Genomic DNA, 20,465 nt, shown 5'->3' on the forward strand with positions numbered 1-20,465 from the left:
CCCGGTGCCCCCGGGGTCAGTCGCGTGCCGGGGCCGGGCCCAGCACCGCCGCGGCGATGCGGTCGGCGTCCGCCAGGGTCCGGGCACCCAGCTCCGCGGACGCCCCGGCCTCTGCGGCGATCGCCACGCCCCACTGGACGGCCGAGAGCTGCAGGCCGAGCACGAGGACGCCGGGCTCCACGCCGCCGTCGACGCGCACGGCCCGGTACGGGGGCCGGGTGACGTCCAGCCCGGTGCCGGGCACGGTCGCGACGCCGTCCCGGGCCTCCATGGCCCGGACCCGCACCAGGCCCTCCCGGTGCATCGCGGACAGCAGCGGGGAGATGTTGCGCCGGACGTCGTTGGGCGGGGACATGGCCTCCACGAGGTGCTCGGCGCGGAAGGGCTCGTCCTTGACCCAGGGGGAGCTCGCCACGAACCGGCCCTCCTCCTCGTCCACGAGGAACTGCGGGTCCGGGCCCAGGAAGCGCACCACGCCGGCACGGGCCAGCGCCGCCAGCTGCTGGTTCCGCAGCACCGGCGGCCCGGAGGCGAGGCCCTCCACGAAGGGCTCGAACGTGCGCCGCAGCTCGTCGGTCCAGGAGGCGTCGCTGATCCCGAGGTCCGCCAGCACGGCCTTGAGCACGGTGCGCGCGGCGTTGAGCGAGGCGACGGCCATCTGCAGCGGGTCGTCCTCGCCGGCCAGCGCGCCGTGCACGTCCCGGTCCAGGTGGTGGACCAGGGCCGCCGCGTACTCGTCGTGGGAGCCGAAGCTGAGCCCCTCGAAGGGGCGGGCCAGCCGGAGGGCGTTGAGCTGCCGTCCCGGGACCACCGCGGACGCGATGAGCCGCTCGGCCCGGGAGGTCCAGGGCCCCTCGGGGTGGTCGTCGCCGGTGCCGAGCACGGCGTCAAAGCACGCCAGGAACTCCTGCGGGTCGGTCTCGAAGGCGTCCGGGGCGGTCCGCGCCAGGACGGAGTAGTAGTTCCACTGGGCGTCCTTGCGGATCAGCGGATAGAGGTCCGTCTCGAAGGACAGCGGACCCTCCGCCCGCGCCGCGAGCGCCCGCACGGCGTCGAGGGTGAAGAACCGGGTGACGAGGGAGCCGGCGTAGTAGCCCTCGAGCACCGCCTTGGAGCGGTACGGGGCGCCGCGGCGGGAGCCGGCCACGATCACGGGCTCCCGCCCCGAGGGGTGGTAGACGTAGCGCTCCCCGTCCTGGGTGTAGATCCCGCCGCGGCCCTCGGTGACCTGGGCCAGGACGTCGCAGAAGTTCAGGCCCATGCCGCGCACCAGCACGGTGCGCCCGGCGGGCAGGTCGTCCCAGTGCACGTCGGCGGGCACGGCGGGCGGCCAGTAGGTCAGCCCGAGCTCGGCGGCGCCGTCCACGAGCTCCCGCTGGTCGGGGCGCAGGTCGGCGTCGAGGTGGCCCAGGGCGAGCACCACGGCGTCCGCCGGGAGGTTCTGCCCGCCGCTGATCTCCACGTCGTAGCGGTGCCGGGCGTGCTCCCGCACGTGCACGCCCACGGCCTCGGCCCGGTGCACGGCGAGCTGCACGGTGGCGGGGAGGGCGTCCTGCAGCGTGCGGAAGATCCAGGAGAGGTAGACCCCGTACATCCGCCGGGACGGATAGGACTGGGGCGTCATCCGGGTCAAGTGCGCGGCGTCGTCGGGGTCCACGGCGATGGTCCCCGCCACGGCGGCGAGCCGCCAGTGCTCGAAGCTCATGTTCCGCAGCGGCTCGAGCGGGTCCACGGGCAGCACGCCGTCGTCGGCGATCACCGTGGGGAACACCGAGGGCGTGTTCATGAGGTACAGCGGGGACTGGTTCGTCCGCCACACGTGCCCCGGACCGGGCGGGAAGGGGTCGACGACGTCGATGCGCACCCGGGCACCCGAGGCCGCCGCACGGGCCGCGAGCCGCTCCACGGCCGAGAGCCCGCGCGGGCCCGCCCCGATCACCGTGACCCGTCGTTCGGAACCTGGCCTGCCCGTTGCGCTCATGGCCCTCAGGATATCGACCCGCCCGCCGGGCCACGGGCACGGGCCTGCGCCTACGATGGCGGACATGACCGAGACCGCGCAGACCGCCGCCCGCCCGACCGCCGAGCAGCCGCACGACGAGAACCTGTGGCTGGAGGAGATCACGGGCGACGCGCCCCTGGAGTGGGTCGCCGGGCAGAACGCCCGCACCCTGGCGGCGCTCGAGAGCCCGCGGCTGCGCCGCCTCGAGGCCGACGTGCTCGCGGTCATGGACTCGACCGAGCGGATCCCCATGGTCGCCAAGCACGGGCCGCACTACTACAACTTCTGGCGCGACGCCGAGCACCCCCGCGGCGTCTTCCGCCGCACCACGTGGGAGTCCTGGCTCGGCGGGGACACCGAGTGGGAGGTCCTGCTCGACGTCGACGCGCTGGCCGCCGAGGAGGGCGTCGACTGGGTCTGGGGCGGGGCCCGGCTGCTGCGCCCGCAGTACACCGGCGGGCGGCACCGGCGGGCGCTGCTCAGCCTCTCCCCCGACGGCGGCGACGCGAAGCGGGTGCGCGAGTTCGACCTCGACGAGCGCCGGTTCGTGTCCGGCGGCTTCGACGTCCCCACGGCGAAGTCCACCGTGACGTGGGTGGACGCCGACACCCTGCACGTGGGCACCGACTTCGGCCCCGGCTCGATGACCACCTCCTCCTACCCCCGCACCGTGCGCGTCCTGCGCCGCGGGCAGGACCTCGCCGAGGCCCGGCAGGTGTTCGAGGTGGCCGAGGACCACGTGCAGGCCGTGCTCGTGCGGGACCACACCCCGGGCTTCGTCCGGGACGTGGCCGTGGACGTGGTCGACTTCTTCGCCTCCCGGACCTACCTGGTGCGGGAGGAGGGGCTCGTGCACGTCGACGTCCCCGACTCGGTGACGGTGGACCTGCACCGTCAGTGGCTGCTGCTGCGCCCGCAGGAGGAGCTCGAGCTGGACGGGGCCGTGCACCCGGCCGGGTCCCTGCTCGTGGCCGAGCTCGAGGCGTTCCTGGCCGGGGACCGCTCCGTGACCGCCGTGTTCGTCCCGGACGCGCGCACGTCGCTGCAGTCCTGGTCCTGGACGGCCGACCGGCTGATCCTCAACCTGCTGCGGGACGTCTCCTCGGTGGTCCGCGTCGCCGAGCCGGGCCCCTGGACCTCGTCCGAGCTGCCCGGGGCGCCGGCCCTGCACAGCGTGGACGCCTACGCCGTCGACGACGAGGACCCGGAGGCGGGCAACGACTACTGGCTCGTGTCGACCGGCTTCCTCACCCCGACCACCGTGTCCCGCGGCACCCTCCCGGCCCGCGGCGGGGCGACGTCCCCGCCGCGGGTGGCGAGGACCGCCCCCGCGTTCTTCGACGCGTCCGGGCTCTCGGTCGAGCAGCACTTCGCGGTCTCGGCGGACGGCACCCGGGTGCCCTACTTCCAGGTGGGCCCCGCCGACCCGGTCCTCGACGGGCGGAACCCGACGCTGCTCTCCGGCTACGGCGGCTTCGAGGTCTCCCGGACCCCCGCCTACTCCGGGGCCCTCGGGCGGTCCTGGCTGACCCGCACCGACGACGCCGGGCGGTCCGGGGTCTACGTCCTCGCCAACATCCGCGGCGGCGGGGAGTACGGCCCCGCGTGGCACCGGGCCGCCCTGCAGGGGAACCGGCACCGGGCGTACGAGGACTTCGCGGCCGTCGCGGCGGACCTGCAGGCCCGCGGGGTGTGCACCCGGGAGACGCTCGCGTGCTCGGGCGGCTCCAACGGCGGGCTGCTCGTGGGCAACATGCTCACCGGGCACCCCGATTTGTTCGGGGCGGTCTCCTGCGGGGTGCCGCTGCTGGACATGCGCCGCTACACGAAGCTGTCCGCGGGCTACTCCTGGATCGCGGAGTACGGCGACCCGGACGACCCGGAGCAGTGGGAGTCCGTCCGCACGTTCTCGCCGTACCACCTGCTGGAGGAGGGGCGGGACTACCCGGACGTCCTGTTCTGGACCGCCACGAGCGACGACCGCGTGGGCCCCGTCCAGGCGCGCAAGGCCGCCGCGCGGATGCTCGGCATGGGCTACGAGAACGTGTGGTTCTACGAGGCCACCGAGGGCGGGCACGCGGGCGCGGGCGACAACAAGCAGGCCGCCCGCCTGCACGCGCTGTCCCACGAGTTCCTCTGGACGGCGCTGCACCGGGGCTGAGTCCCGGCGCGGGTCAGCGGCGCTCGCGGTCCGGGACGGCCCAGCCCATCAGGAGGGACACCACCCCGATGATCAGGGTGGCGAGCACCGCCGTCCAGAGGAAGGAGTCGATCTCGAGCCGCAGCGGCGTGAAGGAGCTCAGCCAGGACGTCAGCCACAGCATCGCCGCGTTGACCACGATGGCGAACAGCCCCAGCGTGAGGCAGGTGATCGGCAGGGACAGGATCGTCAGCACGGGCCGCACGACCGCGTTCACGGCGCCGAAGACCAGGCCGACGAACAGGTAGGCCAGGACCGACGCCGTGGTCTCGCCCCCGACGGCCGAGACGACGGACGGGTCCGCCGCGATGCCCATCCCGGGCAGGATCCAGGCGGCCACCCAGATGGCGAGCGCGTTGACGAGGACACGGAGCAGGAAGGACATGGCCCCATCCTGTCAGGAACGGCGGGTGACGGCGGCCCAGCCCACGAGCGCGGCCGCGCCGCACAGCGCCAGGCCCAGGGTGAGGGCGATCCGCCCCGCGTCCACGGCGGGACGCCACGTGACGCTGTCCCCCCGGACCACGTAGACCCCGGCCGGCTCGGCGTGCACGCCGTAGCCCACGCCCGATCCGCTGCCCGAGCTGTCCTTCTCCTCGCCCGAGCCCCCGCCACCGCCGCCCCAGCCCCTGACGCGGGCCACGGGCACGACCGTGGTGCCGTACGCCTCGTACGCCTCGCCGAAGACCCGGCGCACCGTCACGGCGTCGACCGCCTCCTCGAGGACGGAGCGGTCCGTGAGCCCGGCGCGCCAGGCGGGGGCGGGGCGGGGCGCACCGGGTGCGGCGGGCGTGGTCTGCGGACGGTCCTGCTCCGGCATGGTGGCCTCCTGGGCTCGGGCGCCGGCGGCGCGCTGAGCCCCAGTCTAGGAACCCGCCGGCCCTCGGTCACGGGGCGGCCGCAGATGACGGGCGGGGCCGGGCGCGGGCCCGGAACGCGAAACACCCCGGACCGCGGGTCCGGGGTGTTTCCGATGTCCTGAGACATCACAAGCGCGGAGACGGGGGGATTTGAACCCCCGGTCGAGTTTAACCCCGACCCTTCATTAGCAGTGAAGTCCATTCGGCCGCTCTGGCACGTCTCCATCCGCGGCCCACCACGCGGGTGGGCAACACGGGTCAGCTTAAGGGAGGACCGGGCACGGGGTCAAAGCTGGGGTGGCTCAGCCGGCGATCTGCTGGTAGATGCGCCCGAACCGGGTGCCGACGGCACCGCGGGAGAACCGCTCCCGCACGGTCTCCGCGATCCGGGCCGGATCCGCGTCCCGGAAACGGTCCCACCCCCGCAGGACCGCGTCGGCCAGGGCCTCCGGGTCCCAGCTGTCGACGAGCACCGAATTCTCGTCCGTGCAGTAGTCGTCGAAGCCGCCGCTGAGCGGCACGACCGCCGGGCGACCCGCCGCGAGGGACTCGGCGACCGCCGTGAAGAAGTTCTCCTGCGAACTGGGCAGGAAGAACACGTGGGCGCGGGACATCTCCTCGAAGACCCGGGACGGCTCCACCGCCCCGGTGAACACGACGCGGTCCGCGATGCCCAGCTCCCGGGCCCGGCGCCGGGCGCTGTCGAGGAGCGGGCCCGAGCCGACCATGGTGTAGCGGACGTCCGCGCCCCGCTCGACGATCCGGGCGACCGTCTCCAGCGCGAGCAGGGGCTGTTTGCGCTCGATGAAAGCCCCCACGCCGACGAGCCGGACCGGGGGCGACGGCGGGAACGGGAGCACCGGACGGGGGTTGTCCACTACGCAGGGCACCACGTGCGTGGCTCCCGGGCGGGCGAAGCGGGCCATCTCCTCCGCGAGCTCCCGCGTCACCCCGGTCACGGCGTGGGGCAGCCGCAGGGCGTGGCGGGACCACGCGAGGCGCTCCCACAGGGGGCCCACGCTGGCCGGGGCGACGACGCCGTTCCAGTGCTCGGTGTGCACCCAGGGGCGGCGGCGCAGCAACCAGGAGGGGGCGGCGATCAGGACGGCGGAGAAGGCCATGGTGTGGAGGACGTCCGCGCCGCGCAGGCCCCGGCGGATCGTGCGGGCGACCCGGACGTAGCTCAGGGGGTCCGTGAAGTCGAGCCACACCCGGGTGACGGGCACACCCTCGTAGGCCTCTCGGACGTCCGTCCGGCGGGTCCGCCCGATGACGACGTGCACAGCCGCGACCTCGTGTCCGGTCTCCTGCAGGGACCAGCAGTGCTCCAGGACGAACGGGGTGCGGCTGGGCACGTCCCGGTCCGGGAACCAGGCGGTGACCACGAGAGAACGCATGAAATGAGGACCTTCCGACGGAGTGGTGCCCGAGTGGGCTCGGCCCAACTCTAACGGCCGGGGCTAGACTCGGCCCCGATGAACTCCCGTGCCCATCGGAGGACCGCATGACGGCCCGCCTCCGCGCCATCCTCTTCCCCCCGCCCAACCACGAGAACACCGACAACCCGCTGGGCTCGGCGTTCGCGCTGACCGTCCTGGCGGTCTTCGTGCAGGGGCTCACCCGGCTCGGCTACAGCATCCTGGTGGCCCGGCTGCTCGGTCAGGAGGCCCTGAGCGACGTCAACACGGTGATCTCCCTCGCCTCGCTGCTCGTCCTGCTGTGGCCGCAGGCCGGAGGCACGACGGTCTCCAAGTTCACGGCCATGGCACGGTCGCGGCAGAACCCCGTGGAACAGGCCGCGGTCGGTGCGTTCGCCGCGCGCGGTGTCGCGGCGGCGACGGCCGGACTCGCCGCCGTCGCCGCCGCCTGGGCGGCCTTCAGCCTGCATCTGCCGTGGTACTACGCGCTGTCCGCGGGGATGCTGCTCATCGCGCTGTCCGCGTACAACTTCGTGCGGGGCGTGCGCACCGGCAACAACCAGTTCGTGACGACGACAGCGTGGGACGCCCTCAGCTCGTTCGTCAGCCTGACGTCGTTGACCCTCGTCCTGCTCGCCGGTTGGACCCCGTGGCTGCTCGCGCCCCTGATCCTCGGCTACCTGCTCTACTCCCTGCCGGCGTGGCCGCGGCGTTCCGGCACGGTGCCGCCCCCGGAGCTGCGGCGGGAGATGCTGGTCTTCACCGCCTGGACCTCGGTGCACCTGCTCACCTCCACGGGCCTGCTCCAGCTCTCCGTGATCATCGGCCGCACCATCGACAGCACCGGGGCCCACGGGCTGTACGTCGCCGCCGTGGCCCTGGCGACACCGGCGAGCATGCTCTCCGCGTCCATGCTCACGGCCCTGTCGCCCAGCATCGCCCGGATGTACGGCGCCGGGGACCGCGAGGGTTTCCGGGCCCAGGTGGACCGGATCATGCGGATCATGGTCGCGGTCTTCCTGCCGGTCTTCGCGGTGGGCATCTTCTGGGCCGACGCGCTCATGCTCCTCGTCTACGGAGCCGACTACGCCGCGGGGGGCTCCCTGCTCGTGCTCCTGTTCGCCGCGGTCTCGTGCACGAGCTTCAACGCCGCCACCTCCCGCCTGAGCGGCACGGTCGCCTGGGGCGTGAAGGTGCTGGCCCTCGCCAACGGTGCGGGCCTCACCGTGGGCGTCACCACGATCTACGCCCTGGCCCCGACGCTCGGCGTGACTGCCGCAGCCGTCGGCTATCTGGCCGGCGCCGCGCTCGCCGCCGCCGTGCCGCTCGTGGTCGTCTGGCGCCTGGACGCCATGCCCTGGACGGGACTGGTCGTCCGCATCCTCATCGGTTACGCGCTCGTCCTCGGCGGGCTGGCCATCCTGCCCGAGGAGCCCGTCTGGTGGCAGTCCGCGGCGGTGACGGCAGGGTTCCTCGGCGTCTGGGCGGGACTGTCATGGCGCGATGCCGGCCCGCTCGTGCGGGCTCTCGCCGCGCGCGTGCGACGGGGCTGAACCGGAGGGGCACCGCGCCCGGGTCTGCCGTCGACCGCAGGCCGGCACAGAGCCCGCGTGGCCCTGGGCTCTCAGGCGAGCAGTGAGCCGGCCATGAACCGGAGGGACCCGTCCCGGTGCAGGGTGCGGGAGAGCCGTCGCGGGAACAGCGTGGCCGGGCGTCCGAACCGGCGGCGCGCGGCGGCGGCGCCCCCGATGCGCTCGGCGTCGGTGGTGCCGGCCAGGAGCAGGTCCAGCAGGTCCCGGTCGGCCCGGGCCACCGCCTCCTCGGCGCCGGGGGCGGAGTCCAGCAACGCACGGGCGGCCCGCGCGGCGCCGTCGGCGTCCTCCGTGGTCCAGCGGCCGGCGCGGTCACCCACGTGGCCGAACAGGTGCACGCGCAGCACCTTGACCACGAAGGAGCGGCGCAGCGGAAGGGGCAACCCCCGGAACCACTCCGACGCCGCGAGGTCCACGAAGGCGGCCATTTCGCGCTCGAGCGGCCGCGGTTGAGCTGTCACCCGGTCGCCGGCGTCGCTCCAGACGATGTAGCCCGGGCGTCCGCGCGCGTAGTCGATCCGGCCTCCGTCGACGTAGAGGCGCAGGGCGAACTCCTGGTCCTCCGCGGTGACGTGCTCGCCGTCGAAGGCCAGCCCGAGGGCCCGGGCCGTCTCCGTGCGGACCAGACCGAAAGCACTCGTGCGGTAGAGCACGCGGTCCCGGAGCACGTCGAGGTCCCTGGTCCGGCGGGGCCGGGTGACGGGGGTCCGGACGTGCCCGCCCCCGCTGCGCGTCAGCCACGGGACCACGGCGGCCGATCCGTGCGCCTCGGCCAGCGTCAGCCAGCGGGCGAGCGCCCCCGGGTCGAGGGTGTCGTCGCTGTCGAGGAAGCTGACGTAGCGGGCGTCGGTGGCGGCCAGCGCCAGATTGCGGGGACCGGCGGCGCTGCTGCGGCCGTCCTCGCACTCCAGCACGGTGACGAGGTCGCGGTGCTCCACGGCGACGTCCGCCAGTACGGCCCCCGGCTCGATGTTGTGGCACACCACCGTGATCCGGACACGGCCCTCGGCCCCGACGGGCAGTCCGCCGGCGACCACGGAGGCGACCGCCCGGCCCACGGGGCGGCGGGTGCTGTGCACGGGGATGATGACGTCGATGAGCGGCACGGGAGCGGAGGACACGCAGGCCAGCGTACAAGACCGCGCCGGGCGGCCCGCCCGGCGCGGTCCGCGCCTCAGCCCTGGGAGGCCAGGACGAACGGCAGCACGGGCCCGGAGCCGGCCCGGCGCAGCGCGCGGGCGGCCACGGCGAGCGTCCAGCGGCTGTCCACGAGGTCGTCGACCAGCAGCACCGGGCGCCCCCCGAGCCGGTCCAGCCCCTCCGCGAGCTCGGGGGGCACCCGGAACTTCTCCCACAGGGCCGCGAGGCGGTACGCGCTGTTGCCGCCGTGCCCGCCGGACGGGAAGCCCTCGGGGACCTCGAGCTCCCCCAGATAGGGCAGGTGCCCGACCTCGGCCATGCCCTCCGCCAGGGAGTGCACGAGCCGGGGGCGCGAGCGGGACGGGATCGAGACGACGGCCGCGGGCCGGTCCGACCAGCGCCACTCGGCGAGCACCTGGACGCACGCCCGGCCGAGGGCGGGGTCCACCGGTCCGTCGACCGGCGCGCCCTCCTCGTCGGTGCGGAACACCTCGCGCAGCCGGTTGCCCCAGCCGAGGTCCGTGAGCCGGGCGAGCGCCCGGCCCTCGGCGCAGCGCTCCTCCTCGGGGATCCGGCCCTTGACCTCGACCCCGAGGCGCGGCATCCCGGTGGGCCACTGGGCGCGCGGCTCCACCACGACGCCCACGCGGGTCAGGGCGGCGCCCGCGGAGTCGGTGGCGGACTCGTCGACGGTCGTGGGGTACCAGGGGCCGGCGCAGCTGTCGCAGCGCCCACAGGGCTCGGCCGTGGCGTCGTCGAGCTGCCGGGCGAGGAACTCCATGCGGCACCCGGTGGTGCGCTCGTACTCGAGCATGGCGTTCTGCTCGGCCACCCGTGCCGCGGCGATCCGGCCGTAGCGCTCGGCGTCGTAGCGCCACGGCACGCCCGTGCTCTGCCAGCCGCCCTGCACGCGCTCCACCGCGCCCTCGACGGCGAGCACCTTCAGGAGCAGCTCGAGCGGGCTGCGCCGGACGTCCACGCGGGACTCCAGCACGGCCACGGACAGGGCGCCGCCCGCGGCCCCCAGCTCGTCCAGGACGGCGGCGGCCTTCTGCTCGGTGGGCATCGACGAGGTGGCGAAGTACTCCCAGATCCGGCGGTCCTCGGTGCCCGGCAGCAGCAGGACGTCCGCGTTGTCCGTGGCGCGGCCCGCACGGCCCACCTGCTGGTAGTAGGCCACGGGCGAGGACGGCGCCCCCAGGTGCACCACGAAGCCGAGGTCCGGCTTGTCGAAGCCCATGCCGAGCGCGGAGGTGGCCACGAGGGCCTTGACCCTGTTCTCCTTGAGGGCGGCCTCGAGCTCCTCGCGCTCGCCCTGGTCGGTGCGCCCGGTGTAGGCGCGCACGGGGATCCCGGCGTCGGCGAGCGCCTGGGCCGTGTCCTCGGCGGCCCCCACGGTCAGCGCGTAGATGATCCCGCTGCCCGGGAGGGACCCGACGTGCTCGAGCAGCCAGGCGAGGCGGGCCGTGGCCGAGGGCAGGTCCAGCACGCCGAGGCGCAGGGACGCCCGGGAGAGCGGGCCGCGGAGGGTGAAGACCTCCCCCGTGCTGCTGCCGCCGGGCCGCACGCCCAGCTGCTCCTCGACGTCGGCGACCACGCGCTCGTTCGCGGTGGCGGTCGTGGCCAGGACGGGGACCTGCTCCGGGAGCCGGGCGATGAGGTCGCGGATGCGCCGGTAGTCGGGGCGGAAGTCGTGGCCCCAGTCGGAGATGCAGTGCGCCTCGTCCACCACGAGCAGCCCGAGCCGGGCGACCAGCTGCGGCAGCTGCTGCTCGCGGAACACGGGGTTGTTGAGCCGCTCCGGGGAGACCAGCAGGACGTCGAGCTCGTCGGCGTCCAGCTGCGCGGCGATCTGCCCCCACTCGGTGGCGTTGGCGGAGTTGATGGCCGCCGCCCGGACCCCCGCGCGGGCGGCGGCGGAGACCTGGTCCCGCATGAGGGCCAGCAGCGGGGAGACGATCAGGGTGGGCCCGCGGCCCCGGGCGCGCAGGAGCAGGGCGGAGAGGAAGTAGACCGCGGACTTGCCCCAGCCGGTCCGCTGCACCACCAGGGCCCGCCGGCCGCGTCCCACGAGGGCCTCGACCGCCTCGAACTGCCCGGGGTGGAAGGCGGCGTCCGGCCGGCCGGTGAGCGCGCGCAGCAGGCGGAGCGCGTCCTCGTGCAGGGCCGGGTCCGGCGCGGTGTCGTGGGCGGCGATGTCGTGGGCCGGGGAAGTCGTCATGGCCCCAGTCTTCCAGGGCCCCCCGACGCCGCCCGACCGGAGGGCGGGGCGTGCAGTGGCGACGGGGCCCGGACAGAGCGATGCGCCCGCTGCCCATCCGTCGAACGGATGGCCCCCGCAGCGGGCGCATCGACCGGCCTGACGGCCGGTGGCGAGCATAGACTCGCCTGGCGGGAGTACCGCCCCCCAGCGGTGCTCCCATTCGGTTCACCCCCCGATGAACCGGTTGCACCGGCACCCCCCGATGCCTGCGTGCACGCGGCCCATCCCCCGATGAACCGCAGTCGATCCGCCCCCCGGCGGATCGGTTGGTTCCGCCCCATCGGGTGAACCAATTGCCACCATGGTGGCAGGGTTTCTGTGACCTGTCACGGCCCGTGAAGTCACATTCGATCTGGGGGACGTCCAGACAGATTCATCTGTTTGCACTAGTCAACGAGGGGTCCCGTGGCGGCTTTTCGCTACCAGTGGGTATTCGGCGGCGGCGGGCGTGGCACGAAGTGGGGACATCCGGGGCCCTCGGCGTCCCCCGTTGGGCGCACGCCGGGCGCCGTGCGCGGCGTCACATTGCGGGCGCTCAGCCGCGCAGCCCCGGGAAGTCGGCCTCCGTGTACTCGACGCCGTACCCGTCGGCCCCGGGCGCCGCGGGGCCGGAGCGGTCCGCAGCCTCCTCCCGCTCGCGCAGCACCACCCGGCGGATCTTGCCGGAGATCGTCTTGGGCAGGTCCGTGAACTCCACCCGGCGCACCCGCTTGTAGGGGGCGAGGTTCTCCCGGGCGAAGCGCAGGATCTCCCCGGCGAGCTCCCGGGTGGGCTCCGCGCCGGCGGCGAGCACCAGGTAGGCCTTCGGCACCGCGTGCCGGACCGGGTCCGGCGCCGGGACCACGGCGGCCTCGGCCACCGCGGGGTGCTCGATGAGCACGGACTCCAGCTCGAACGGGGAGATCCGGTAGTCGGAGGCCTTGAACACGTCGTCGGTGCGGCCCACGTACGTGTAGACGCCGTGCTCGTCGCGGCGGGCGATGTCGCGCGTGTGGTACCAGCCGTCCTTGACGACCTCGGCCGTGCGCTCGGGCTCGTCGATGTAGCCGGCCATGATCCCGGGCGGGTCGTCGTCGACCCTCAGGCAGATCTCCCCCTCCTCGGCGGGCGCGCCCGTCTGCGGGTCGAAGAGGTCGACGACGAAGCCCGGCAGGGGCCGGCCCATGGCACCCGGCACCACCGGCTGCCCGGGGGTGTTGGCGATCTGCAGCGTGGTCTCCGTCTGCCCGTAGCCGTCCCGGATGGTCACGCCCCACGCGTCCTGCACCCGGCGGATCACCTCGGGGTTGAGCGGCTCGCCGGCGGAGACGGCGGACGTCGGAGGGTCCTGCACACGGTGCAGGTCCGCCTGGATGAGCATCCGCCACACCGTGGGCGGCGCGCAGAAGCTCGTCACCCCGGCCCGGCCCATATGCTCCAGGAGACCCGCCGCGTCGAAGCGGGACTGGTTGTGGACGAACACGGTGGCCTCCGCGATCCACGGGGCGAAGAAGTTGGACCACGAGTGCTTGCCCCAGCCCGGAGAGGCGATGTTCAGGTGGACGTCACCGGGGCGCAGGCCCATCCAGTAGACCGTGGACAGGTGCCCGAAGGAGTACGAGGCGTGGGTGTGCTCCACGAGCTTGGCCTGGGACGTGGTGCCGGAGGTGAAGTACAGCAGCAGGGGGTCACGGGAGCGCGTGACGCCCTCCGGGACGAAGACGGGGTCCGCGGCCGCGGCCTGCTCGTACGGGTGCACGGGACGGCCGGGCAGCTGCGCGCGCGCCGCCTCGACCTCCGCGGCGGCGCCGACGACGACGAGCTCGTAGTCGCCGTCGACGCCCGCGAACTTGGGGGCGTTGGCGGCGTCCGTGACGACCCACGAGACCTTGCCGCGCTGCACCCGGTCCAGCAGGTCGGCCGGCGGCATCATCACGGCGGTCGGGATCAGGGGCGCGCCCAGCTTCATGCCGGCGAGCTGGGTCTCCCACAGCTCGAGCTGGTTGCCGAGCATGAGCAGCACGCGGTCGCCGCGCCGCACCCCCAGGCCGCGCAGCCAGTTCGCGGTGCGGGCCGAGGACCCGGCGAGCTCCCGGAAGGTCCGCCGGAGCTCCGTGCCGTCCTCCTCGACGATCCACAGCGCGTCCCGGGCCCCGCGCTCCGGGTCCCGGGCGACGTGGTCGAACCAGTCCAGGGCGTAGTTGAAGTGCTCCATCCGGGGCCAGCGGAACTCCTCGCGGGCCCGGTCGTAGTCCTCGCGCAGCGCCAGGACGCGGTCCCGTGCCGCCTCGTACTGCTCGGAGACGCCGGGGGCGGCGTCGGACGTCGCGCTGGTGGGGACCGGCTCGGCCATCGGGGACCTCCATGGTTGTCGCTGCGGGCCGGACGGAACCGTCCGGCGGGCCATCCCGTGCAGTCTAGTGCGGCGCCCCTCCCGCGTCCGGGGCGGGCCCGGTGCCGGCTCTGGGAGGATGGGGGCCGCACCCCCGCCCGGAAGGAGCCCGTCCCGCCATGCTGTCCCCGGCACCCGACGTCCCGGTCCGCGCCGGCGCCCGCGCGTGGGCCGCTCTCGTGGTCCTGATGCTGCCGGTGCTGCTGATCTCGGTGGACAACACGGTGCTGAACTTCGCGCTGCCGGAGATCTCCCGCGAGCTGCGCCCCACCGGCACGCAGCTGCTGTGGATGGTGGACGCCTATCCGCTGGTGCTCGCCGGGCTGCTCGTGCCCATGGGCGCCCTCGGGGACCGGGTGGGCCGCCGCCGGCTGCTGCTGGTGGGCAGCACGGGCTTCGCGGCGGTGTCCGCGCTCGCCGCGTTCGCCCCGACCGGGGAGGCGCTCGTCGCCGCGCGGGCGCTGCTGGGCCTCTTCGGCTCGATGCTGATGCCCGCGACCCTGTCCCTGCTGCGCAACATCTTCCACGACCCGACGCAGCGGCGGACGGCCATCGCGGTGTGGGCCACGGGCTTCTCGGCGGGCGGGATCCTGGGCCCGGTCGTGGGCGGGTTCCTGCTCCAGCACTTCTGGTGGGGCTCCGTGCTCCTCCTGGCGGTCCCGGTGCTGCTGCCGCTGCTGGTCCTGGCGCCGGTGCTGGTGCCGGAGTCCCGCAACCCGGCGCCGGGCCCGGTGGACGTGCCCAGCGCCGCGCTGATCATGACCGCCATGGTGGCGCTGGTCCACGGCATCAAGGACCTCGGCGGCCACGGCCCGTCCGCCGGCGTGCTGGCCGCCGCGGTGCTGGCCGTGGCCGCCGGGGCGCTGTTCGTGCGCCGCCAGCTGCGCAGCCCGGTGCCGATGCTGGACCTGCGGCTGTTCCGCCACGCCCCGTTCACCGGCGGGCTGCTCAACAACCTGGTGGCCTCGACCACCTTCATCGGCTTCCTGTTCTTCGTCTCCCAGTACCTGCAGCTGGTGGAGGGCCTGCCGCCCCTGGAGGCGGGCCTGGCCCTGCTGCCGGGGGCCGTGGTCACGATCGTCTCGGGGCTGCTGGTGGTGCACGTGGTCGGCGTCGTGCCCCCCGCGCTCGTGCTCGGCGGCGGGCTGCTGGTCATGGCCTCCGGCTTCCTGCTCGTCCTGCTCGGGGACCTCTCCGGCGGGCTCGTGCTCGTGGTGGCCCTCGTGGTCATCGGGCTGGGCTCCGGCGCGGCCCAGACGATCGCGGGGGACCTGATCCTGACCGAGGTGGCCCCCGAGCAGGCCGGCGCCGCCTCCGCGATCTCGGAGACCGCCTACGAGCTGGGGGCCGGGCTGGGCGTGGCCGTCCTGGGCACGGCCGTGACGGCGACCTACGCCGCCCGGGTGGCGGTGCCGCCGGGCCTGGACCCCGGGCAGGCCGCCACCGCGTCCGAGACCCTCGGCGGGGCGGTCGACGTCGCCGCGGCCCTCGGCCCGGACGCGTCCGGGGAGCTGCTGGCCTCGTCCGTGGCGGCCTTCGAGGCCGGCGTGCACCTGTCGGCCGGGATCGGCGCGGCCCTGCTGGCCGGGACCGCCGTGGCCGTGGGCCTGTTGCTGCGCCGGGTCCCGCGGCTCCGGCGCCGGTAGCGGTCCCGCTCAGTCGGCCGAGCGCAGCCTGACGTGCTGCTCCACGCGCGCGAGGTCCCGGGGGTGGGGTTCGCTCTCGCGGAAGCGGGCGAGCAGGACGTCGACGTGCTCGCGCGCCTGCCGCCGCACGGACGGGTGGACGGTCGCCGCCTCGATCCGGGCGGCGAGGTCCACGAGGGCCAGCAGGACGCTGACGTGCCCGGTGGCGTGCGGGCCGATCTGGTCGAACGGCATGTCGACGATCTCCTCGACCCCTACCGTCCCGTAGCGCAGCCGGTGCACGCCGTCGACCACCACCGTGTTCCCCGGCAGCGGGCGGGCCACGGCGGCGACGATCCCGGACGCGACCTCCTCGACGGCGTTGACCGCGGTGTAGGGGTCGTTGGTGCTCGGGGAGAGGGCGCGCACGGCGAGCTCCACGACCTGCTGCTCCGCGAAGCGGACGTCCTGGAGCGCCGAGCGCGAGTCGCCCACCCGCACGCAGCGCCGCAGCCGGTCGGCCAGCTCCCCGGCCCGGTGCGCGGGCCACACCCGGACCAGCGGCTCCTCCGCCAGGACGTGGTCGCCCACCCGCGGCACGAGCTCGAGGACGACGTCACCGGCCGCGGCGTGGTCCCGGAGCCGCTCGTAGTCGACGCCGACGACGTAGCCCACGCTGCCCGCGCGGACCTCTCCCCCGCCGCTGCGGCGCCCCGCGGTCCGGACCAGCTCCTCCGGCGTCTCCTCCGGGTGCCACCGCTCGATCACGTCCAGCAGGCGCCGGCGCGCGCCGTGGACGAGGGTGTCCACCTGCACGGAGTCGGCGATGTGGTGGATGAAGTAGACGATCAGGGCGACGTCGGCGACCGCCATCAGCACGGCGAGGTTGACCGCCAGGTGCGGGACGAACGGCTGGGCGAGGTCGTCGGAGGCGGAGCGGATCGTGCGCAGCACCAGGAGGGTGTAGATGAAGGTGGACACGAGCACGCCCAGCACGACCTGGTTGCCGCGGTCGGCCATGAAGTTGCGCACCAGCCGGGGCCCGTAGGTCGAGCTGGCCGTGGCGATCACCGAGATGGTGATGGAGAAGGCGGTGGCGGCCACGCCGAGCATCGATCCGCCGATCGCGGAGAGCATCGACCGGGACCCGTCGATGCCGACGGCGTAGACCCACGCGATCCACGGGGAGTCCAGGTCCTCGGGCAGCCACCGGTCGACGGCCACCACGGACTGGGCCAGGACGACGGCGGCGAGCACGCACACGGCGGGCACGAACCAGAACCTGTCGAACACCCGGCGCCACGAGCCGGAGAGCTTGTCCATGCGCCCACCCTAGACCTGCCCCTCCCGGCGGTGGCGGTAGGCTGGGCGCCCGGACCCGCGCACCCGCGGACGCGCCACCTCCCTGACGCCCCACCTGACCGCCCTCGAGGAGATCTCCCCATGCTCAACGCTTCGCGACCGCGCCGACGGAACAGGACCGGCCGTGCGCTGCGGGCCGGCGCGGCCCTGGTCCTGGTCCTGGCGGCGCTGACCGGGTGCGGCTCGGACTACCCCCTGGGCGAGGAGCAGCGCCGCGCCGCGGAGGAGGGCGGCTCGGACCTGTCCGGGATCCTCACCGGGGTGGGCTCCTCGGCGCAGAACGCCGCCATGCTGACGTGGCGGAGCGGCTTCGAGTCGATGCACCCGGACGCGCAGGTGCAGTACCTCTCCGCGGGCTCCGGGGCGGGGCGCAGCGCGCTCGTGGGGGGCGGCACCGACTTCGCCGGCTCGGACGCCTACCTGGACGAGGAGGAGCAGGCCGAGGTCCGGGACTTCTGCGGCCCCGGTGGCGCCCTGAACATCCCCGTCTACATCTCCCCGATCAGCGTGGCCTTCAACCTCCCCGGCATCCAGGAGCTCGACCTCGACGCCGCGACCATCGCGGGCATCTTCCGCCACGAGATCACCCGGTGGGACGACCCGGCCATCGCCGCCCAGAACTCCGGCGTGGAGCTGCCCGACCTGCCGATCACGCCCATCGCCCGCGCGGACGACTCGGGGACGACCGAGAACTTCACCGACTACCTGCACTCGGTGGTCCCCGAGGTGTGGACGGACGAGGAGGACGGCGGCTGGCCGGCAGGGCTGCCCACGGAGCGCTCCCAGGGCAACGCCGGGGTGGTGAGCCTCACGGCCGAGACCGAGGGCGCCGTCACCTACGCGGACGACTCGCTCGTGGACGACTCCCTCGGCAAGGCCCGGGTGAAGGTGGGCTCCGAGTACGTGGCCGTGTCCGGCGAGGCGGCCGGCACCGCGGTCGGCGAGGCCTCCCGGGTGGAGGGCACCGGCCCGCACGACATCGCCCTCGAGCTGGACCGCGAGCCGGACGCGCCCGGGGCCTATCCGGTGGTCCTCGTCTCCTACCACATCTACTGCAGCAGCTACGGGGACCCGGAGGTCCTCGAGCTGGCCAAGGAGTTCGGGCACTACGTGGTCAGCGAGGAGGGCCAGCAGGCCTCCTCGGAGGCCGTCAAGAGCGCCCCGCTGCCGGAGAACCTGACCGCCGAGGCGCAGGCCGCCCTCGACTCGATCACCCTCCGCTGACCGGCCGGCACGGGAGCACGGACGTGGGCGAGGTCCTCGACGTCGCCGTGGTGGGCGCCGGGCAGGCCGGACTGGCCGTGGGCTACCACCTCCGGCGCACCGGCCTGTCCTTCGCGCTCCTCGACGAGCAGGAGGCGCCGGGCGGGGCGTGGCGGCACGTCTGGCCGTCGCTGCGACTGTTCTCCCCCGCCGCGTACTCGTCCCTGCCCGGGCACCCGATGCCGGACACGGACGGGGCCGCCCCGGACGCCGCGCACGTGGTCGAGTACCTGTCCCGGTACGAGGAGCGCTACGGGCTGCCCGTCCGGCGGCCGGTCCGGGTGCGGGCCGTGCACCGTGACGGGGCGGGGTTCCGCCTGGTGACGGACGACGGCGGGCTGCGGGCGCGCGCCGTCGTGAGCACCACCGGCACGTGGTCGCAGCCGTTCCGGCCCGCCCTCCCCGGGCAGCGGGAGTACCGCGGCGAGCAGGTGCACAGCGCCCACTACGAGGGGCCGGCGCGGTACCGCGGCCGCCGCGTGCTCGTGGTCGGCGGGGCGAACTCGGGGGCGCAGATCGCCGCCGAGCTCGCCGAGGTGTGCGAGCTGACGTGGTGCACCAACGCCCCGCCCCGCTACCTCCCCGACGAGGTCGACGGGCGCGAGCTGTTCCGCGTGGCCACGCTGCGCGCCCAGGCCCTCGCCGCGGGCCGGCCGGATCCCGGCGGGGTGGCGAGCCTCGGCGACGTGGTGGCCGTTCCCTCCGTGCGCCGCGCCCGCGACGCCGGGGTGCTCGACCCCCGGCCGATGTTCACGCGCTTCACCGCGCACGGCGTGGTCCTGACGGACGGCCGGGAGCAGCCCGTGGACGCCGTCGTCTGGTGCACCGGGTTCCGCCCGGCCCTCCGGCACCTGCGGCCCCTGCGCCTGCGGGAGGACGACGGGCGGATCCGCACCGAGGGCACGGCCTCCACCCGGGTGCCCGGCCTGTACCTCGAGGGGTACGGGGACTGGACGGGCCCGGGATCGGCGACCCTCGTCGGTGTCGGCCGCTCGGCGCGGGACACGGTCGCGGCGGTGCGGAAGCGGCTCGCCGGCGGCCGGGACCAGCCCGCGGCCGCCCCTTAGACCGGGTCGTCGGGTCCAAGGTCCTCCGGTCGCCGGTCGCGCCGGACGAAGCGGACCACCCGGACGGCGATCACCCCGGCCCAGAGCAGCAGCAGCACGAACACGAAGGCGCTGAACACCCCGTCCTCCGAGGACCAGGTGAGCAGCTGGCCCGCGAGCAGCAGCACCGCGGTCGCGGAGAGCAGGATCAGCGCGGTGCGCTCGCTGCTTCGCTCGGACATGGCGGCTCCTGCCGGTGGGCGTCCTGGTCCCCGGATCCTCGCACATCCCGGACGGGTGCGTCCTGGAGGGCTCCGGTCCGGGAACGTCATCCGCCGCCCTTCCCTCGACAAGGCGGGCCGCCGGGCTACCGTGGAGAGGTCCCCGACAGAGAGGCTCCCCCGATGCGCCGCACCCTTCCCGCCGTGGCCCTGCTCGCGCTGACGCTGACCGGGTGCGACGACCGGCCGGAGGAGGTGGCGAGCACCCCCGGTGCCTCCCCCACCTCCTTCAGTCCTCCTCCCCCGGTCACCGCCACGCCGACCCCGACGCCCGACGGCCTGCCCACGGATCCGGGCACGGGGTCCGCGGCTCCGGCCCCGGACCCGCCCGGCCCCGAGTCGGTCCCCACCCCCTCCGAGCAGCTCGACGGGCCGTAGCGCGGCCCGGGCGGGAGGACGCCGGCGTCCGGCCGGACAAAAGTGCAGGGGATGCCGACGGATGTCCACACCTCGATCCCTCGGCGACACGCGCGGGCCACGGGTGCCCCCGGGCTCTCACATGCATAAACATGGGCATACCCCCTCTCCCTGGAAGGTTCCCCCATGTTCGAGAACACCGCTCTCGTTCCCCGCCCCCGCTGGGCCACCCATCAGGAGCTGACCGACCCCGAGACGGTCACCAACTCGCGGGAGCTGCCCGCCCGGTCCCTCGCCGGCCCGTCGGCGGTCGCGCTCCTGGAGACCTGGGAGGTCATCACCACCGCGGACGGCTCCTACGCCCACCGTGACGGGCTCGTCCTGCACATCGGCCACGAGGCGTGGACCGTGGAGCAGGCCAGGGCCCTGCACGACCGCATCGGCGAGGCCCTCGCCCTGCTCGACCGGTAGCACCACCGGCGCCGCCGGGCGCCCCCGCGCACCGGGTCGCCCGCCGCGGGAGAGCAGAGAACCCCACCGGCCCCGGGCGCACCGGGAGCGATGGGGTTCTGTCGCGGGTGGGCCCCGTGGGGCTCGAACCCACGACCCATGGATTAAAAGTCCACTGCTCTACCAGCTGAGCTAGAGGCCCGTGCTCCACCGGCGAGCGCGGGGCGGCCGGTCC

The 20,465-nt window shown here is 74.6% G+C and carries 16 protein-coding genes and 2 tRNA genes; 7 read left to right on the forward strand and 11 right to left on the reverse strand.

Features of this window, described 5'->3' with window-relative positions; translation table 11 throughout:
- Positions 1-16: 16 nt before the first annotated feature.
- On the reverse strand, positions 17-1,981 hold the full coding sequence (locus RF644_RS13760; protein WP_368796903.1) for an FAD/NAD(P)-binding protein: 1,965 nt from the start codon (positions 1,979-1,981) through the stop codon (positions 17-19).
- Between the two features lie 64 nt (positions 1,982-2,045).
- Here RF644_RS13760 and RF644_RS13765 point away from each other — a divergent pair, with 64 nt between their 5' ends.
- Positions 2,046-4,163, forward strand: coding sequence for a prolyl oligopeptidase family protein (locus RF644_RS13765; RefSeq protein ID WP_368796904.1), 2,118 nt, complete (start codon positions 2,046-2,048; stop codon positions 4,161-4,163).
- A 13-nt stretch (positions 4,164-4,176) separates the two neighbouring features.
- Here the strand turns inward: RF644_RS13765 and RF644_RS13770 are convergent, their stop codons facing one another.
- From RF644_RS13770 to RF644_RS13785, 4 genes are all read right to left on the reverse strand, one after another.
- Complete coding sequence (locus RF644_RS13770; RefSeq protein WP_017831991.1) at positions 4,177-4,587, reverse strand: phage holin family protein; 411 nt, start codon at positions 4,585-4,587, stop codon at positions 4,177-4,179.
- A gap of 12 nt (positions 4,588-4,599) precedes the next feature.
- On the reverse strand, positions 4,600-5,022 hold the full coding sequence (locus RF644_RS13775; protein WP_017831992.1) for a spore germination protein GerW family protein: 423 nt from the start codon (positions 5,020-5,022) through the stop codon (positions 4,600-4,602).
- 175 nt (positions 5,023-5,197) lie between these two features.
- Positions 5,198-5,286, reverse strand: a tRNA-Ser gene (locus RF644_RS13780).
- A 78-nt stretch (positions 5,287-5,364) separates the two neighbouring features.
- Positions 5,365-6,459: a glycosyltransferase gene (locus tag RF644_RS13785; RefSeq protein ID WP_368796905.1), complete on the reverse strand. Its 1,095-nt coding sequence runs from the start codon at positions 6,457-6,459 to the stop codon at positions 5,365-5,367.
- Positions 6,460-6,566: 107 nt separating this feature from the next.
- Here RF644_RS13785 and RF644_RS13790 point away from each other — a divergent pair, with 107 nt between their 5' ends.
- Positions 6,567-8,033, forward strand: a complete 1,467-nt coding sequence (locus RF644_RS13790) for a lipopolysaccharide biosynthesis protein (RefSeq protein WP_368796906.1) — start codon at positions 6,567-6,569, stop codon at positions 8,031-8,033.
- 71 nt (positions 8,034-8,104) lie between these two features.
- Here the strand turns inward: RF644_RS13790 and RF644_RS13795 are convergent, their stop codons facing one another.
- The 3 genes from RF644_RS13795 to RF644_RS13805 form a co-directional block, all read right to left on the reverse strand.
- On the reverse strand, positions 8,105-9,193 hold the full coding sequence (locus RF644_RS13795; protein ID WP_368796907.1) for a glycosyltransferase family 2 protein: 1,089 nt from the start codon (positions 9,191-9,193) through the stop codon (positions 8,105-8,107).
- 53 nt (positions 9,194-9,246) lie between these two features.
- The gene (locus RF644_RS13800; protein WP_368796908.1) at positions 9,247-11,433 is read right to left on the reverse strand and encodes an ATP-dependent DNA helicase RecQ; all 2,187 of its coding nucleotides are present in this window, start codon (positions 11,431-11,433) and stop codon (positions 9,247-9,249) included.
- A gap of 577 nt (positions 11,434-12,010) precedes the next feature.
- Entirely contained in the window at positions 12,011-13,807 is a 1,797-nt protein-coding gene (locus RF644_RS13805; protein WP_368796909.1) for an AMP-binding protein, read from the reverse strand.
- A gap of 158 nt (positions 13,808-13,965) precedes the next feature.
- Between RF644_RS13805 and RF644_RS13810 the strand changes: the two genes are divergently transcribed.
- Entirely contained in the window at positions 13,966-15,492 is a 1,527-nt protein-coding gene (locus RF644_RS13810; protein WP_368796910.1) for an MFS transporter, read from the forward strand.
- A 9-nt stretch (positions 15,493-15,501) separates the two neighbouring features.
- Here RF644_RS13810 and RF644_RS13815 read toward each other — a convergent pair whose 3' ends face one another.
- Entirely contained in the window at positions 15,502-16,794 is a 1,293-nt protein-coding gene (locus tag RF644_RS13815; RefSeq protein WP_368796911.1) for a DUF2254 domain-containing protein, read from the reverse strand.
- A gap of 120 nt (positions 16,795-16,914) precedes the next feature.
- Here RF644_RS13815 and pstS point away from each other — a divergent pair, with 120 nt between their 5' ends.
- Entirely contained in the window at positions 16,915-18,057 is a 1,143-nt protein-coding gene (pstS, locus tag RF644_RS13820) for a phosphate ABC transporter substrate-binding protein PstS (protein ID WP_368796912.1), read from the forward strand.
- 23 nt (positions 18,058-18,080) lie between these two features.
- Positions 18,081-19,163: an ArsO family NAD(P)H-dependent flavin-containing monooxygenase gene (locus RF644_RS13825; protein ID WP_368796913.1), complete on the forward strand. Its 1,083-nt coding sequence runs from the start codon at positions 18,081-18,083 to the stop codon at positions 19,161-19,163.
- Here RF644_RS13825 and RF644_RS13830 read toward each other — a convergent pair.
- Positions 19,160-19,384: a hypothetical protein gene (locus RF644_RS13830; protein WP_017832004.1), complete on the reverse strand. Its 225-nt coding sequence runs from the start codon at positions 19,382-19,384 to the stop codon at positions 19,160-19,162. The two genes, RF644_RS13825 and RF644_RS13830, sit on opposite strands and share 4 nt — an antisense overlap.
- 162 nt (positions 19,385-19,546) lie before the next feature.
- Here RF644_RS13830 and RF644_RS13835 point away from each other — a divergent pair, with 162 nt between their 5' ends.
- Both RF644_RS13835 and RF644_RS13840 read left to right on the forward strand, forming a co-directional pair.
- The gene (locus tag RF644_RS13835) at positions 19,547-19,801 is read left to right on the forward strand and encodes a hypothetical protein (protein ID WP_035926085.1); all 255 of its coding nucleotides are present in this window, start codon (positions 19,547-19,549) and stop codon (positions 19,799-19,801) included.
- Between the two features lie 165 nt (positions 19,802-19,966).
- The gene (locus tag RF644_RS13840; protein ID WP_368796914.1) at positions 19,967-20,251 is read left to right on the forward strand and encodes a hypothetical protein; all 285 of its coding nucleotides are present in this window, start codon (positions 19,967-19,969) and stop codon (positions 20,249-20,251) included.
- Positions 20,252-20,359: 108 nt separating this feature from the next.
- Here RF644_RS13840 and RF644_RS13845 read toward each other — a convergent pair.
- A tRNA-Lys gene (locus tag RF644_RS13845) sits at positions 20,360-20,432 on the reverse strand.
- Positions 20,433-20,465 lie beyond the last annotated feature (33 nt).

The sequence above is a fragment of the Kocuria sp. CPCC 205258 genome, assembly GCF_040981005.1.
GTDB classification, from domain to species: domain Bacteria; phylum Actinomycetota; class Actinomycetes; order Actinomycetales; family Micrococcaceae; genus Kocuria; species Kocuria rosea.

Excerpts from the sequence above, each read along its gene's own strand:
- pstS (WP_368796912.1), top strand. The coding sequence starts at position 16,915 with ATGCTCAACGCTTCGCGACCGCGCCGACGGAACAGGACCGGCCGTGCG.
- RF644_RS13785 (WP_368796905.1), bottom strand. The coding sequence starts at position 6,459 with ATGCGTTCTCTCGTGGTCACCGCCTGGTTCCCGGACCGGGACGTGCCC.
- RF644_RS13835 (WP_035926085.1), top strand. The coding sequence starts at position 19,547 with ATGCGCCGCACCCTTCCCGCCGTGGCCCTGCTCGCGCTGACGCTGACC.
- RF644_RS13775 (WP_017831992.1), bottom strand. The coding sequence starts at position 5,022 with ATGCCGGAGCAGGACCGTCCGCAGACCACGCCCGCCGCACCCGGTGCG.
- RF644_RS13765 (WP_368796904.1), top strand. The coding sequence starts at position 2,046 with ATGACCGAGACCGCGCAGACCGCCGCCCGCCCGACCGCCGAGCAGCCG.
- RF644_RS13830 (WP_017832004.1), bottom strand. The coding sequence starts at position 19,384 with ATGTCCGAGCGAAGCAGCGAGCGCACCGCGCTGATCCTGCTCTCCGCG.
- RF644_RS13770 (WP_017831991.1), bottom strand. The coding sequence starts at position 4,587 with ATGTCCTTCCTGCTCCGTGTCCTCGTCAACGCGCTCGCCATCTGGGTG.
- RF644_RS13790 (WP_368796906.1), top strand. The coding sequence starts at position 6,567 with ATGACGGCCCGCCTCCGCGCCATCCTCTTCCCCCCGCCCAACCACGAG.
- RF644_RS13810 (WP_368796910.1), top strand. The coding sequence starts at position 13,966 with ATGCTGTCCCCGGCACCCGACGTCCCGGTCCGCGCCGGCGCCCGCGCG.
- RF644_RS13805 (WP_368796909.1), bottom strand. The coding sequence starts at position 13,807 with ATGGCCGAGCCGGTCCCCACCAGCGCGACGTCCGACGCCGCCCCCGGC.
- RF644_RS13815 (WP_368796911.1), bottom strand. The coding sequence starts at position 16,794 with ATGGACAAGCTCTCCGGCTCGTGGCGCCGGGTGTTCGACAGGTTCTGG.
- RF644_RS13800 (WP_368796908.1), bottom strand. The coding sequence starts at position 11,433 with ATGACGACTTCCCCGGCCCACGACATCGCCGCCCACGACACCGCGCCG.
- RF644_RS13840 (WP_368796914.1), top strand. The coding sequence starts at position 19,967 with ATGTTCGAGAACACCGCTCTCGTTCCCCGCCCCCGCTGGGCCACCCAT.
- RF644_RS13760 (WP_368796903.1), bottom strand. The coding sequence starts at position 1,981 with ATGAGCGCAACGGGCAGGCCAGGTTCCGAACGACGGGTCACGGTGATC.